At 70.4% G+C, this 13320-nt stretch carries 12 protein-coding genes; 5 read left to right on the forward strand and 7 right to left on the reverse strand.

The window, feature by feature from the left end:
* Nucleotides 1-100: 100 nt before the first annotated feature.
* Complete coding sequence (locus CXQ97_RS10105) at nucleotides 101-2218, forward strand: PhoX family phosphatase (protein WP_104180740.1); 2118 nt, start codon at nucleotides 101-103, stop codon at nucleotides 2216-2218.
* A 155-nt stretch (nucleotides 2219-2373) separates the two neighbouring features.
* Nucleotides 2374-4140, forward strand: a complete 1767-nt coding sequence (gene menD / locus CXQ97_RS10110; RefSeq protein WP_258062487.1) for a 2-succinyl-5-enolpyruvyl-6-hydroxy-3-cyclohexene-1-carboxylic-acid synthase — start codon at nucleotides 2374-2376, stop codon at nucleotides 4138-4140.
* Nucleotides 4141-4147: 7 nt separating this feature from the next.
* Here menD and CXQ97_RS10115 read toward each other — a convergent pair whose 3' ends face one another.
* From CXQ97_RS10115 to CXQ97_RS10130, 4 genes are all read right to left on the reverse strand, one after another.
* Nucleotides 4148-4912: an amino acid ABC transporter ATP-binding protein gene (locus CXQ97_RS10115; protein WP_104180866.1), complete on the reverse strand. Its 765-nt coding sequence runs from the start codon at nucleotides 4910-4912 to the stop codon at nucleotides 4148-4150.
* A gap of 5 nt (nucleotides 4913-4917) precedes the next feature.
* Nucleotides 4918-5703, reverse strand: a complete 786-nt coding sequence (locus CXQ97_RS10120; protein WP_104180742.1) for an amino acid ABC transporter permease — start codon at nucleotides 5701-5703, stop codon at nucleotides 4918-4920.
* Between the two features lie 82 nt (nucleotides 5704-5785).
* A complete protein-coding gene (locus CXQ97_RS10125; RefSeq protein ID WP_104180743.1) occupies nucleotides 5786-6574 on the reverse strand; it encodes a transporter substrate-binding domain-containing protein in 789 nt (262 codons plus the stop codon).
* Between the two features lie 120 nt (nucleotides 6575-6694).
* Complete coding sequence (locus CXQ97_RS10130) at nucleotides 6695-8032, reverse strand: isochorismate synthase MenF (RefSeq protein ID WP_104180744.1); 1338 nt, start codon at nucleotides 8030-8032, stop codon at nucleotides 6695-6697.
* Nucleotides 8033-8315: 283 nt separating this feature from the next.
* Between CXQ97_RS10130 and CXQ97_RS10135 the strand changes: the two genes are divergently transcribed.
* The 3 genes from CXQ97_RS10135 to CXQ97_RS10145 are packed head-to-tail and all read left to right on the forward strand — an operon-like array spanning nucleotide 8316 to nucleotide 11495.
* On the forward strand, nucleotides 8316-9077 hold the full coding sequence (locus tag CXQ97_RS10135) for a demethylmenaquinone methyltransferase (protein WP_104180745.1): 762 nt from the start codon (nucleotides 8316-8318) through the stop codon (nucleotides 9075-9077).
* Complete coding sequence (locus tag CXQ97_RS10140) at nucleotides 9078-10394, forward strand: geranylgeranyl reductase family protein (protein WP_104180746.1); 1317 nt, start codon at nucleotides 9078-9080, stop codon at nucleotides 10392-10394. It abuts the gene before it with no gap.
* Between the two features lie 42 nt (nucleotides 10395-10436).
* Nucleotides 10437-11495 (forward strand): polyprenyl synthetase family protein, encoded by a 1059-nt coding sequence (locus CXQ97_RS10145; protein WP_258062488.1) that lies wholly within the window; start codon nucleotides 10437-10439, stop codon nucleotides 11493-11495.
* A 134-nt stretch (nucleotides 11496-11629) separates the two neighbouring features.
* Here CXQ97_RS10145 and CXQ97_RS10150 read toward each other — a convergent pair whose 3' ends face one another.
* The 3 genes from CXQ97_RS10150 to CXQ97_RS10160 all read right to left on the reverse strand — a co-directional run bounded on the left by CXQ97_RS10150 (nucleotide 11630) and on the right by CXQ97_RS10160 (nucleotide 13239).
* Nucleotides 11630-12106, reverse strand: coding sequence for an HIT family protein (locus CXQ97_RS10150; protein ID WP_104180748.1), 477 nt, complete (start codon nucleotides 12104-12106; stop codon nucleotides 11630-11632).
* A complete protein-coding gene (locus CXQ97_RS10155) occupies nucleotides 12106-12540 on the reverse strand; it encodes a hypothetical protein (RefSeq protein WP_104180749.1) in 435 nt (144 codons plus the stop codon). The genes CXQ97_RS10150 and CXQ97_RS10155 overlap by 1 nt, the downstream gene beginning before the upstream one ends.
* Before the next feature lie 63 nt (nucleotides 12541-12603).
* Nucleotides 12604-13239 carry a trimeric intracellular cation channel family protein gene (locus CXQ97_RS10160; RefSeq protein ID WP_104180750.1) on the reverse strand — a complete coding sequence of 212 codons (636 nt, stop codon included), beginning with the start codon at nucleotides 13237-13239 and terminating at the stop codon, nucleotides 12604-12606.
* Nucleotides 13240-13320: the final 81 nt, after the last annotated feature.

Raw genomic sequence — 13320 nt, forward strand, 5'->3', positions numbered from 1 at the left:
TCGTTCACACGGCGTTCACCGGGCGGACCCCCGACTGTTCAGGTGCCCTCGACAGGCTGAGGACGAACGCCCGTTCATCCTGTCGAGAGGTACCACCCCCATGACTGATACCACGCGCCGCCTGCTGCCCATGCTCGGCCACACCAAGGGGAAGCGCAGCGCCGTCACCTGTGCACTCAAGTGTGACAACGCGTGCTCCGACGCCGTCTGCAACACGTCGAGCAACAACTACTTCCGGGACGTCGTCTCGCGCGAATTCTCGCGCCGCAGTGCCCTCGGTGCGGGCGCCGCAGGCGCACTGACGCTCCTCGTCACGTCCCAGACGGGTGCCGGCTCCGCCCACGCAGCCCCCGGCGGCGCCCAGGCGAACGCACTGGCCTTCAACGCCATCGCACCGGTGGACGCCCTGGTCGACGACATGACGGTGCCGCAGGGCTACGGCTGGAAGCCCGTCATCCGCTGGGGCGACCCGCTCTTCCGCACCTCGCCGACCTTCGACGCGGACAAGCAGACCGCTGCGGCACAGGCGCTGCAGTTCGGATACAACTGCGACTACACCGACGTCCTCGAGATCGCCGGGAGCAAGGGCCGCCGTGCGGTGCTGTTCGCCAACCACGAGTACACGAACGAGAACATCATGGTGCCCCCGACCACGCCCGCGGCCGAGGTCCGCGGCATCGGGAAGGCGGCCCACGGGCTGTCCGTCGTGGAGCTCGAGCGCAAGAACAAGAACAAGCCGTGGTCCTACGTCCAGGGCGCCCCGCTGAACCGCCGCTACCTGACCACCACCGCGTACGAGGTGACCGGCCCCGCCGCCGGGTCCGACCTGCTGAAGACCAAGGACGATCCGGCCGGACGCAGCATCCTGGGAACCCTCGGCAACTGTGCCGGCGGCACCACCCCGTGGGGCACGATCCTCTCGGGCGAGGAGAACTTCAACGGCTACTTCGTGGCGACGGGCACCAGCGACGGCGACCGCCGCTACGGCATCACCAGCAAGCCGACGGCGCGCGGCTGGGAGATCGACGAGCCACGCTGGGACACCCGCAACGCCGGCTACGAGAACGAGAAGCACCGCTTCGGCTACATCGTCGAGGTCGATCCGTTCGACCCCACCTCCACGCCGAAGAAGCACTCGGCGCTCGGCCGCTTCAAGCACGAGGGCGCCAATGTGACCGTCGCCGGCGACGGCCGCGTCGTCGCGTACATGGGTGACGACGAGCGATTCGACTACCTGTACAAGTTCGTGTCGAAGAACAAGGTCCAGCCGGGCACGAGCCCCGCGGCGCGCAGGGCCAACATGACGCTGCTCAGCGAGGGTTCGCTGTACGTCGCGCGCTTCCAGGGCAACTCCGTGGCCGAGATCAACGGCAGCGGCACCCTTCCGTCGGACGGCGCGTTCGACGGCGTCGGCGAGTGGCTGCCGCTCCTCGTCGACAACGAGTCGGTGGTCGCGGGCATGACGGCCGCCGAGGTCTCGGTCCTCACACGCATCGCCGCGGACAAGATGGGCGCCACGAAGATGGACCGCTGCGAGGACGTCGAGCCGAACCCGCGGACGGGCAAGGTGTACGTGGCATGCACCAACAACACGAACCGCGGCGTCGGCACCAATGCCGTCGCCGACGAGGCCAACCCGCGAACCGCGAACCGCGACGGACACGTCGTCGAGCTCACCGAAGCGGGCGGCAATGCGACAGGCACCCGCTTCACCTGGAACCTGCTGCTCGTCTGCGGTGATCCGGCCCGCAACCCCTCCACCTACTTCGCCGGCTACCCGAAGGACAAGGTCTCGCCGATCTCCTGCCCCGACAACGTGGCCTTCGACTCGGCGGGCAACCTCTGGATCTCGACGGACGGCCAGCCGAGCACGGTGGGCTTCGCCGACGGCCTGTTCAAGGTGGGACTCGAGGGCGCCGAGCGCGGCCGCGTGCAGCAGTTCCTCGCCGTCCCGCGCGAGGCCGAGACCTGTGGTCCGGTCATCCACGACCAGGACGGCAGCGTCTTCGTGGCGGTGCAGCACCCGGGTGAGGAGGGCAGCTGGGCCGCGCAGTCCTCGCTGTTCCCCGACTACGTGCCGCTCGGGGGCCGGCCCGCTCCCGGCGAGTCCGCCGTGCCGCGCCCGTCGGTCGTCCAGGTCTACAAGGCGTCCGAGGGTCGCCGCGACGAGGACCACACGGGACGCGGGCGCGCACGGCAGGGCAAGCCGCGCCGCTAGGGCGACACCGCCGACCGCGATGGCGTAGAGCCACCGACACCGGAACCCGACGCACCCCGCCTTTCAGGCGGGGTGCGTCCATGTCCGGTCGGAAGCGCCGGTCGCAAGGGCAGGGGTGGAAGGATGGAACGGTGACCGATCCCGTGCCCTTCCCGATACCCGCACCCCTGCCCGCACCGGCGACGCCTCCCGCACCCCTCGACTCCGCGACCTCGGCCGCCCGCGCCGTCCGGTCCCTTCTGGCGGGCGGAGTGACGGACGTCGTCGTCGCGCCCGGGTCCCGCAGCGCACCGCTCGCCTATGCGCTCGCCGAGGCCGAGGCCGCAGGACTCGTGCGGCTCCACGTGCGGATCGACGAACGGTCCGGCGCGTTCACCGCGCTGGGCCTCGCACTGGGCGCCCGGCGTCCGGCCGCCGTGGTGACGACGTCGGGCACCGCAGTGGGTGAGCTCCTGCCCGCCGTGATGGAGGCGAACCATGCGGCGGTGCCGCTCGTGGTCGTCTCCGCCGACCGGCCCGCCGAACTGCGCGGTACCGGGGCCAACCAGACCACGGTGCAGCCGGACCTCTTCGGTGTGCACGTGCGCTTCGGCGCCGACATCCCGGCCGGGGATGACCCGGAACGGCTCGTGGGGGAGGCCCTCCATGCCGCCGTCGGCATGCCCTCGGGGGGTGTGCCCTCACGCCCGCCCGGCCCGGTGCACCTCAATCTCGCCTTCCGCGATCCCCTCGTGCCCGAAGCCTCCGGTGACGATCCCCGCAGGAACCCGCTGGACGACGCGCCGCACGCGACTCCCGGGATCCCGGCCGGGAGCGATGGTGCGGAGGCTGCCGTGCCGGCCGGAACAGGTCTCCCCGGTCCCGCAGCGGGCGGGGCGGGCCGGACCCACGGCGCCACCGTCGTCGTCGCCGGGCACGGGGCCGGAGAGCTCGCCGCCGTCTTCGCCGCACACCTCGACCTCCCGCTGCTCGCGGAGCCGTCGTCGAACTCCCGCTTCGGCAGCAGCGGCGTCGCACCGTACCGGCTGCTGCTCGAGCAGTTCGGGCCGGCCATCACGCGGGTCGTCACCTTCGGGCGTCCCACCCTGTCCCGTCCGGTCACCGCCTTACTGGCCAGGGCCGACGTCGAGCACGCCCTGTACCTGCCCGAGCCCGTCGCATGGTTCGAGGAGGGCCGGCGCCCCGAGCGCATCATCGACAACCTGCCCGAACTGCTCGACTTCGCCGGGCGCGGCGGGGACGGCTGGCTGCGGTCCTGGCGGCAGGCGGGCGCGACGGCGGAGGCGGCGATCCAGTCGCTCCTGGCCGACGAGGAGCACCTCACGGGTCTGCACGTGGCCGATGCGGTCTGGGAGCACACGGACGGCAACCTGGTGCTCGGGTCCTCCAACCCCATCCGCGACGTGGACCTCGTCGCGGCCACCGACTGGCACCCGCTGGAGGTCTTCGCCAACCGGGGGCTCGCGGGGATCGACGGCACCGTCTCGACGGCCACGGGGGTGGCGCTCGCCGCAGGTATCCCCACGCGTGCCCTGATGGGGGACATCACCTTCCTGCACGACGTCGGCGGCCTGCTCCTCGGCAGCGGTGAACGCCAGCCGGACCTGCAGATCGTGGTCCTCAACGACGGCGGCGGAGGTATCTTCGGGCTGCTCGAGCACGGCGCGGACTCGACGACAGCCCGGTACGGTGCCGCCGTCGAGCGCCTCTTCGGCACCCCGCACGCGGTGGACATCGCAGCGCTCGCCGCCGCCCACGGGCTGCCCTACGAGCGGGCGACGACCCTCGACGAGCTGGACACGGCGATGGAGCGGCCCATCACGGGCCGCTCCATCCTCGAGGTCCGGGCGGACCGCACGACGCTCCGGGACCTGCATGCCCGTGTCCGCCGGGCAGTGGCGGACGCGGTCGCCCGGCCCTGACGAGAGGTCAGAGCACCTTCGACAGGAACAGCTTCGTCCGCTCGTGCTGGGGGTTCCCGAGGACGTCCTCGGGCTTGCCCTGCTCCACCACGACGCCGCCGTCCATGAACACGACGCGGTCGCCGACCTCGCGGGCGAACCCCATCTCGTGCGTGACGACCATCATGGTCATGCCCTCCCGGGCCAGCTGCTTCATGACCTCGAGAACGTCGCCGACGAGCTCCGGATCCAGGGCGCTCGTGGGCTCGTCGAACAGCATCATGTCGGGATCCATCGACAGGGCGCGGGCGATGGCGACGCGCTGCTGCTGGCCGCCGGAGAGCTGGGCGGGGAAGGCATCGGCCTTCTCGGCGAGCCCCACCTTCGCGAGGTTGCGGCGGGCGACCTCCGTCGCCTCGGCCTTGCCACGCTTCTTGGCGCGCTGCTGCGCGAGCGTCAGGTTCTTCAGCACCGTGAGGTGCGGGAAGAGGTTGAACTGCTGGAAGACCATGCCGATGCGCGTGCGCACGCCGTCGAGGTCCGTCTCGCTGTCCGTGATGTCGACGCCCTCCACCATGACGGTGCCGCTGGTGGGTTCCTCGAGGCGGTTGACGCAGCGGAGCAGCGTGGACTTGCCGGAGCCGGACGGCCCGATCACGCACACCACCTCGCCCTGGTCCACATGGAAGTCGATGCCCTTCAGCACCTCGTTGCTGCCGAAGTTCTTGCAGAGCTCCCGGACCTCGATCGCGGGGACTGTCGTCGAACGTGCACCCGATGCTGCGTGGGCCACCGGAATCACCGGCCTCTCTTGTTGTGTCGTTCGAGCTTCGCCACCAGCTGGGTGAGTGGGAGGGTGATCACGAGGTACAGCAGTGCTGCCACCACGAGCGGTGTGGAGTTCGCCTGGCTGGTGAGGGCGTCCCGTGCGAACGTGGTCAGCTCGCGGTCGCCGATGGCCATGCCCGCGATGAACAGGAGCGAGGTGTCCTTGATCAGGATGACGAGCTCGTTGGTCAGCGGCGGCGTGATGATCCGGAACGCCTGGGGGAGGACGACGGTCAGCATGGTCCATGCGGAGTTCATGCCGAGGGAGCGCGCGGCCTCGACCTGGCCCTTCGGCACCGCCTCGATGCCGGCGCGGATGGTCTCGGCGATATAGGCGGCCGAGACGACGATGAGCCCGATCAGGCCCGCACCGGCGTTGCCGCCCGGCGGGCGCCAGCCGAAGGCGATGGGGACGGCGTACGCGAACCCGAAGATCACCAGCAGCGCCGGAAGCCCCCGGAACAACTCGATGTACGCGGTGGCGAGCCAGCGGTACGGCAGTACCGGCGAGAGCTTCATGAGCGCGAGCAGGAGGCCGAGCAGCATGCCGCCGACGAACGCGATGGCCGTGTACACGATGGTGTTCTTCGCGGCGATCGTGACGATCTCCGGGAAGGCCGCGGCCGCGACCTCGGGGTCCAGGAAGCTGGACTGGATCCGGCCCCAGTCGGCGGCGAGGATGATGAACAGGACGACGGCGGCGAACACCGCGTAGAGGACGCCCTGGATGAGGCGTCTGCGTGTCGATCGTTTCACGCGGGGGAACTACCTTCCTTCGGGAAGTGGCACCCGCGCGGCCGGGCGTCGGAGCGACGGCGGCCGCGCGGGTCGGGTGGGGCTACTCCGCGAAGTAGGAGTCGTAGATTTCCTGGTACCTGCCGTTGTCACGGATGGCCGCGAGCTGCTCGTTCACGGCGGTGACCAGCGCCTCGCTGCCGTCCTTGGCCATGATGAAGCCGTACTTCTCGTCCGTCGGGTACTCCTCGGCGATCGTGAAGGCACCGTCCTCGGTGTGGCCGATGTTCACGGGCAGGTCCTGCAGCAGGGCGTCGACGTTGCCGGCCTGGACGGCGGCGTACATCTCGGCGTCCGAGGGGAACTGGATCAGCTCGGCCTCCGGTGCGTTCTCCTCCGCGTACGTCTCGCCGGTGGTGCCCTGCTGGACACCCACCTTCTTGCCCGCGAGGTCGTCGATCGACGCGATGTCGGAGTCGGCCGGGACCAGGAGGGACTGCAGCGAGTCGTAGTAGGGGTCCGAGAACGCGAGGTTCGCCTGGCGCTCCTCCGTGATGGTGACGGCGCTCGCGCCGATGTCGCACTGGCGGGCAGCGAGGACCGCGCCACTCTGCAGGCCGTTGAACTCGACGTCCTGCACGGCGAGTTCGAGGTCCATCCCCGATGCGATCTCCTTCATGAGGTCCATGTCGAAGCCGGTGTACTCACCGTTCTCCTCGAACTCGAAGGGCGGGTAGGGGATGTCCGAGCAGACGGTCAGGGAGCCCTCGGACACGAGGTCCAGGCCGCCGGCCTCGCCGGAGGCCGCGTCGTCGGAGCCTCCGCCGCACGCGCTGAGCGCGAGGGCGCCGGCGGCCATGGCGGCCAGCATTGCGGATTTCTTGGAAAGCATGGGTACCTCACTAGGGCGGACGAAGTGCATGTGAAAAAGGTCCTGCTGATTCTAACGACGAAAACGAGATGTGCATCACGGGCTACGGATATTGCCTACTGGTAACCACGATCGCCTGCTTCAGAGGGACAGGCCGAGCGCCTCGATCATGGGCCGGAACTTGCTCCAGGTCTCCGCGAGTTCCGCCTCGGGCTGGGAACCCTCGACGATCCCGCAGCCCGCGTACAGCCGGACCCGCGTGGGTGTCTCCACGACGGCGCCACGCAGGGCGATGCCCCACTCGCCGTTGCCTCCGGCGTCGATCCAGCCCACCGGACCCGCGTACGGGCCGCGCTGGAGGTGCTCGAGCTCCCGGATGAGCGCCCCGGCCACCGTCGTCGGTGTGCCGCACACCGCGGCCGTCGGGTGGAGCGCCTGGACCAGGGCCAGCGACGTCGGCACCTGGCCGTCGTCGTCCACCACGAGCTGCGCCATCACGTCGGAGGCGAGATGCCATACATTCGGCAGCTGCAGGACGAAGGGTTCGCTGTGCGAGGTCATCGAGCTCGTGAACGGCCCGAGTGTCTCGGTGAGCGAGTCGATGGCGATCTGGTGCTCGTGGAGCTGCTTCTCGGACCCCGCCAGCACGCGCTCGGCGTAGTCGGGGTCGCCGGCGGGGGCATTGGCCCGGTCCAGTGTTCCGGCGAGTACGCGGGCGCGGGCCGTGTTGTCCTCCACCTTGATGAGCATCTCCGGCGTCGAGCCGATCAGGCCGTCGACGGCGTAGGTCCAGCAGTCCTCGTACCGGACGGCGAGCTCGCGCAGTACCTGCGCCGTGGCCACGGGCGAGTCGAGGTGCGCGACGACGTCGCGGGCGAGCACGAGCTTGCTGAGCTCTCCCGCCCGCACGTGCTTCACGCCCTCGGCGACCGCGACCTCGTACTGGTCCTCGGTGAGCACTCCGGGGCCGAGGTGGTCGCCCGGGCTGGGGGTGCGGTCGGCATCGGGCTCCGCGAGGTAGGCGGCGAGGGCCGCCTCCGCAGCCTCCGCGGTGAGTTCCGCCTCGGCGTCGTCGGTGATGTAGGTGAGCCAGCTCGTCCCCTCGCTGCAGCCGACCACCACCTCGGGGACGATCAGGCGCGACTCGTGGGCGGACGTCTTCGAGAAGGCGAACGAGCCGAAGGCGATCAGTCCCGATCCGGGGACGGAGAGTTCGTCGAGCACTTCCGCGCCCGCGAGCTCGCGGCGCCACCACTCCTGGGCGCGGGTGAAGCGGTCCGGGCCGGTGACGGTGAAGCGTGCGGTCTCCCCATAGGCGACGAGTCCGCCACCGCGGCGGATCCAGGTGTGGGCGTCATTGCGGACGACGTACTCGAGCAGGCCCGACCGCGGGTCCATGCTGCGCGCCACCGTGATGCTGCGGAGGCCGCGGGAGTGTCCGGGCGCAGGCGTCAGCGCGGTGAGGGACGGTGTGCTCATGATGCTCCAAGCGTACTCCGCGGCGCCATGCGGGACCGGCGCCGCGGTGCGGGGTCCGTGCGGGGGTCTGCGGGTCAGCGCGGCCCGGCGGGGGCGTCGCAGGATCACACCCGGCCGGGAGAGCGCCGGTCCCGGGGCGGAGTGTCCCGAGCCGACGACTCCGGCCGTGGCGGATCGGCGGCGACCGGTCGAAAGGGCTTCGGTCCGGCGGCGGATCGGCGGCGGATCGGCGGCGGATCGGTGGAGGATTAGGCGTTGTGTCGTTGTTTGAGACAATGGCGAGGTGAATCGTGCATCGCTGGAGAAGCGTCCTGACGAAGTGGCAGCCATGTTCGACGATGTGGCCCCCCGGTACGACGTCGTCAACGACGTCCTGTCGGTGGGTCAGACCCGCCGCTGGCGGCGCATCGTGGTGGACGCCGTCGGCGCTGAACCGGGCCAGCGGGTGCTGGATCTCGCTGCCGGTACCGGCACCTCGAGCGAGCCGTACGCGGATGCGGGCATCGACGTCGTCGCCTGCGACTTCTCGCTCGGCATGCTGAAGGTCGGCAAGCGCAGGCGTCCGGACATCGCGTTCGTGGCCGGCGACGCCACGAACCTGCCTTTCGCGGACAACTCCTTCGACGCCTCGACCATCTCCTTCGGGCTCCGCAACGTCAACGAGCCGAAGAAGGCGCTCGCCGAGATGCTGCGCGTCACCCGGCCGGGCGGGCGGCTCGTCATCGCCGAGTTCTCGCAGCCCACGGTGGCGCTCTGGCGCACCACCTACACCGAGTACCTGATGCGGGCGCTTCCGGCGATCGCCCGGAAGGTCAGCTCGAGCCCCGATGCGTACGTGTACCTCGCCGAGTCGATCCGCGCCTGGCCGAACCAGGACGAACTGGCGGCCTGGCTCGCCGAGGCCGGCTGGAGGGACGTCGAGTACCGGAATCTGAACGGCGGGATCGTCGCGGTGCATCGCGCCACCAAGGCACCGGCCGCACCCGGCGAGGAGCCGCTCCGGCCGGGGCAGGTCCGCCTGCGCCGCACGTCGGCGGCAGCGTAGATGACCGTCCTGATCGTCGGCGCGGGGCCGGCGGGGTCCACCGCGGCCTACTACCTCGCGAGCGCGGGCATCGAGGTCACGGTGCTCGAGAAGACCCATTTCCCCCGCGAGAAGGTGTGCGGCGACGGACTGACGCCCCGCGCAACCCGTGAACTGCAGCTCCTCGGGCTCCCGCACGACGAGAGCGAGGGGTGGCGTCGCAACAAGGGCCTGCGCCTCATCGCCGGCAAGCGCACCGTGGAGGTGCCCTGGCCCGAGCTCAGCGACTTCCCCGACTACGGGCTCGTCCGCACGCGCCTCGGCTTCGACGAAGCCCTCGCGCGGCACGCCCGCTCCGCCGGCGCCACCATCCTCGAGGGTCACTCCGTGACGGCGGCCCTGCGCGACGACACCGGCCGCGTGACGGGGGTGACGGCCAACCTGCTCGACGCCGACGGACGCAAGACGGGCGAGACGCGCACCTTCACCGCCGACGTCGTCCTCGCCGCGGACGGCAACTCGACGCGCACCGCCGTGAGCCTGGGACTGCAGAAGCGCGACGACCGCCCCCTCGGTGTGGCCGTCCGCACGTACTTCACCAGCCCGCGCACCGACGACGACTGGATGGAGGGGTGGCTCGAGCTCCCGGACGCCACGGGCAGGCCGCTGCCCGGCTACGGCTGGGTCTTCGGCGTGGGCGACGGCACGTCCAATGTGGGCCTCGGCATCCTCAACTCGTCGGCCGAGTTCGGCAAGCTGGACTACAAGCAGGTCCTCCGGGACTGGACCGCGGGCATGCCCTCGGAGTGGGGGTTCACCCCGGAGAACCAGGTCGGCGAGATCAGGGGTGCGGCACTCCCCATGGGCTTCAACCGGACGCCGCACTACAGCCCCGGCCTGTTGCTGCTCGGTGATGCCGGCGGCATGGTGTCCCCGTTCAACGGCGAGGGCATCTCCTACGCGATGGAGTCCGCGCGGTACGCCGCGGAGTTCATCGAGCGGGCACAGGGCGTGGCCTCACCGCTCGGACGTGATCAGGTGATGTCGGGCTATGCGCCGCATGTCCGTGCGCAGTGGGGGAGCCATTTCACGCTCGGGCGCGTCTTCGCGCAGCTGATCGGCAAGCCCGCCGTGATGTCGCTGGCCCTCCGTACGGGCATGCCGGTACCCGTGCTCATGCGGTTCGTCGTCCGGATGCTCGCCAACCTGACGGACGCGGGCGGCCGCGGCTTCGAGGACCGCGTCATCCACCTGCTCGAGTCGCTGGTGCCGCCCACTTCCAACCAGCCGTCCCTGGCCGGCTATCTGCGTGCGCAAAGCGCTTCCCCACTTGGTTAGGCTTAGACGGTGACACAATCCTTCAACTCCGGGTGGGCCAGCGTGGGCCATGCCAGCGCGCTGGACACCGCTGACATCCCGGACGACGGCGCGCTGCGCCTGCCTCCCGGCTTCGCGCTCATCGCCGAGGACCCGGACCTGGGGCCGTCCGTCTCGTCGTGCCTCGCGGAGGTGGAGAAGCAGCTCCGCGGTGCCATCGCCAATTCCGACCCCCTGGCCGATGCCACGAGCCGGCACCTCGTGGAGGCCGGCGGTAAGCGCATCCGCCCCCTCCTGACGATCCTCGCGTCCCACCTCGGCAACCCGACCCGTGCCCAGGTGGTGCAGGCAGCCGTCGTCGTCGAACTGACGCACCTCGCCACGCTGTACCACGACGACGTGATGGACTCCGCCCCGTACCGCCGCGGCGCCCCGACGGCGCACGAGGTCTGGGGCAACTCCGTGGCCATCCTCACCGGGGACCTCATCTTCGCGCGGGCGTCGATCCTCGTCTCCGAGCTCGGAGGTGAGGCGCTCGGCATCCAGGCGCGCACCTTCGAGCGCCTGTGCCTCGGACAACTGCACGAGACCGTCGGTCCGCGCGAGGGCCAGGACGACCTCGAGCACTACCTCTCGGTCATCGCCGACAAGACCGGCTCCCTCGTGGCCGCCTCCGGGCAGCTCGGGGCGCTCTTCGCGGACACCTCGCGGGAGGTCGTCGACGTCATGGTCTCGTACGGCGAGAAGGTCGGCGTCGCCTTCCAGCTCGCCGACGACGTCATCGACGTGACGGGCCTCAAGGTGAAGTCGGGCAAATCGCCGGGGACCGATCTGCGCGAGGGTGTGCCCACCCTGCCGGTCATCCTGCTCCGGCGCGCTGCCGCGGCGGGCGACCGCTCCGCTGCGGACGTCGTCGCGCTCGTGGACGGCGACCTCTCCTCCGACGAGGCCCTCGCCGGCGCCGTGGCTGCCGTACGCTCGTACCCGCAGACGCAGGAGGCGTGGGCCGTCGCGCAGCAGTGGGCGGACGATGCCGTGGCCGCCCTCGACCCCCTGCCGGACAGCGTGGTGAAGCGGGCACTGGCCAGCTTCGCGCAGGCAGTGGTCAGCAGGGACGTCTAGCCCCGAACGGCTTCTCGTCGTCGCTCCTGGTGCTCCGGTCCGCACAGGACGGGACGCGGCGTGTCCCGGTCCGACATCCGCCCGGCCGGGCGGATGTCCGGGAACGACGCCGGCCCCGGGGTCGGCGTGGCCGGCTACCGCGCCGGGAGGAACGCCCTCAGCTCGTCGGCCTTCCGCGCCCTGACCGCCGGATCCACGACGGGCCGCTTCGGCGTGAAGTAGAAGCCGTCGTCGTGCCAGCGGGGCAGGACGTGCTGGTGGTAGTGCCACACGTGCTGGCTGCCGGCGGGCTCGTTGTGCTGCCGCGTCGAGACGCCGTCAGGGGTCCAGGCGAGCTTGATCGCCACGGCGATGTCGCGGGTGAGGGTCATGATGCGGGCGGCGACGTCGTCGGACAGTTCGTACAGCAGTTCGACGTGCTCGCGCGGGGTGATCAGGACGTGGCCGGGGTGCGGCTCGAACCCGTGCGACGCGATGAATGCCAGCACCAGGTCGTCGGAGTACACGACGTCGCCCGGGCGGCAGAGGTTCCTCGGGTTGTCGAAGTCCCCGCGCGCCAGATCGCAGAACGGGCACTGGTAGCCCTCGGGTGCGTGGTGGTCGAACTCCATCAGTCGTCCTCGTCCTCGTCGTCCTCCTCGAAGACCCACTCGAAGAGGTCGAGCACGTACTCGGTGAAGGTCCCTTCCTCGCTCTGCCACTCGCCGCGTGCGTTGTTGCGCCGCCACACGATCGGGTCGGGGACGTCGAGCTGGTCGGCCCTCATGCCCCAGGTGAACTGCTCGTCCTCGTCCTCGAGGAAGAGCAGGTAGCCGTCCTCGATCTCGAGCTCGTCCGGATCCCAGAAGAAGTGGAACGCCTCCATGATGTCCTCGGTGGCACCCACCGCACGGTAGAACTCGCGCAGTGCCAGCGGCAGGCCGAAGTCCTTGCCCTCGATCATGTCGGCGAGTTCGTCCTCGGACAGGCCGTCTTCCTCGACCCACTCGTCCTCGAAGTAGGAGGGCACGAGGGCGCGGAATTTGTCGGCGAACAGCTCAGTCACAAGTACTCCAGGAGAAGTGGTGGGGGATGCTCCCATCCTAGCCCGACGCGTCCGGCACGCAGGCTACTTCCGGGTGCCGGACGTCCTCGCCGCGAGCGGGGCGTGCCAGCCGTACCGCCACGCGAGGACGCGCAGGGAGAAGACGAGCGACGCCGCGACGGTACCCGTGACGAGCGTGAAGGACTCGGTCAGGTACAGCACGGTGACGATCGTGGCGCCCAGCATCGCGGGGAGCGCGTAGATGTCCCGTGGATCGAAGAGCTGCGGGATCTCGTTGGCGACGACGTCGCGCAGCAGTCCGCCGCCCACGGCCGTGGTGACGCCCAGCAGGATGGCGGACACCGGGTGGAGGCCGACGTCGAGCGCCTTCACGGTGCCGGTGATGCAGAACAGGGCGAGCCCGGCGGCGTCGAAGAGGACCAGCACGCGCTTGACCCGCTCCACGCCGGAGAAGACGAAGAAGACCACGACCGTGGCGAGCAGCGGCGGCAGCAGGTACACCGGTTCGGTGAAGGCCGCCGGAGGGACGCCGATGATGAGGTCCCGGGCCACGCCTCCTCCCAGCGATGCGAGCGAGGCGAGGAGGAGGGACCCGACGATGTCGAACCCCTTGCGTGCCGCCAGGAGCGACCCGGAGACGGCGAAGAAGAACACGCCGAGGAGGTCGGCGGCGAGGGCGATGTGTGAGGCTGTATCCATGTCTTCCTTCGGCGGACCGGTGCTGCTGGGGCCGGGGGCACACCGGTCGGTCGGCGGCGCCGGAGCCCTGACCAGCATGAC

Source organism: Arthrobacter sp. B0490 (genome assembly GCF_002929355.1).
In the GTDB taxonomy this organism is placed as follows: domain Bacteria; phylum Actinomycetota; class Actinomycetes; order Actinomycetales; family Micrococcaceae; genus Arthrobacter_D.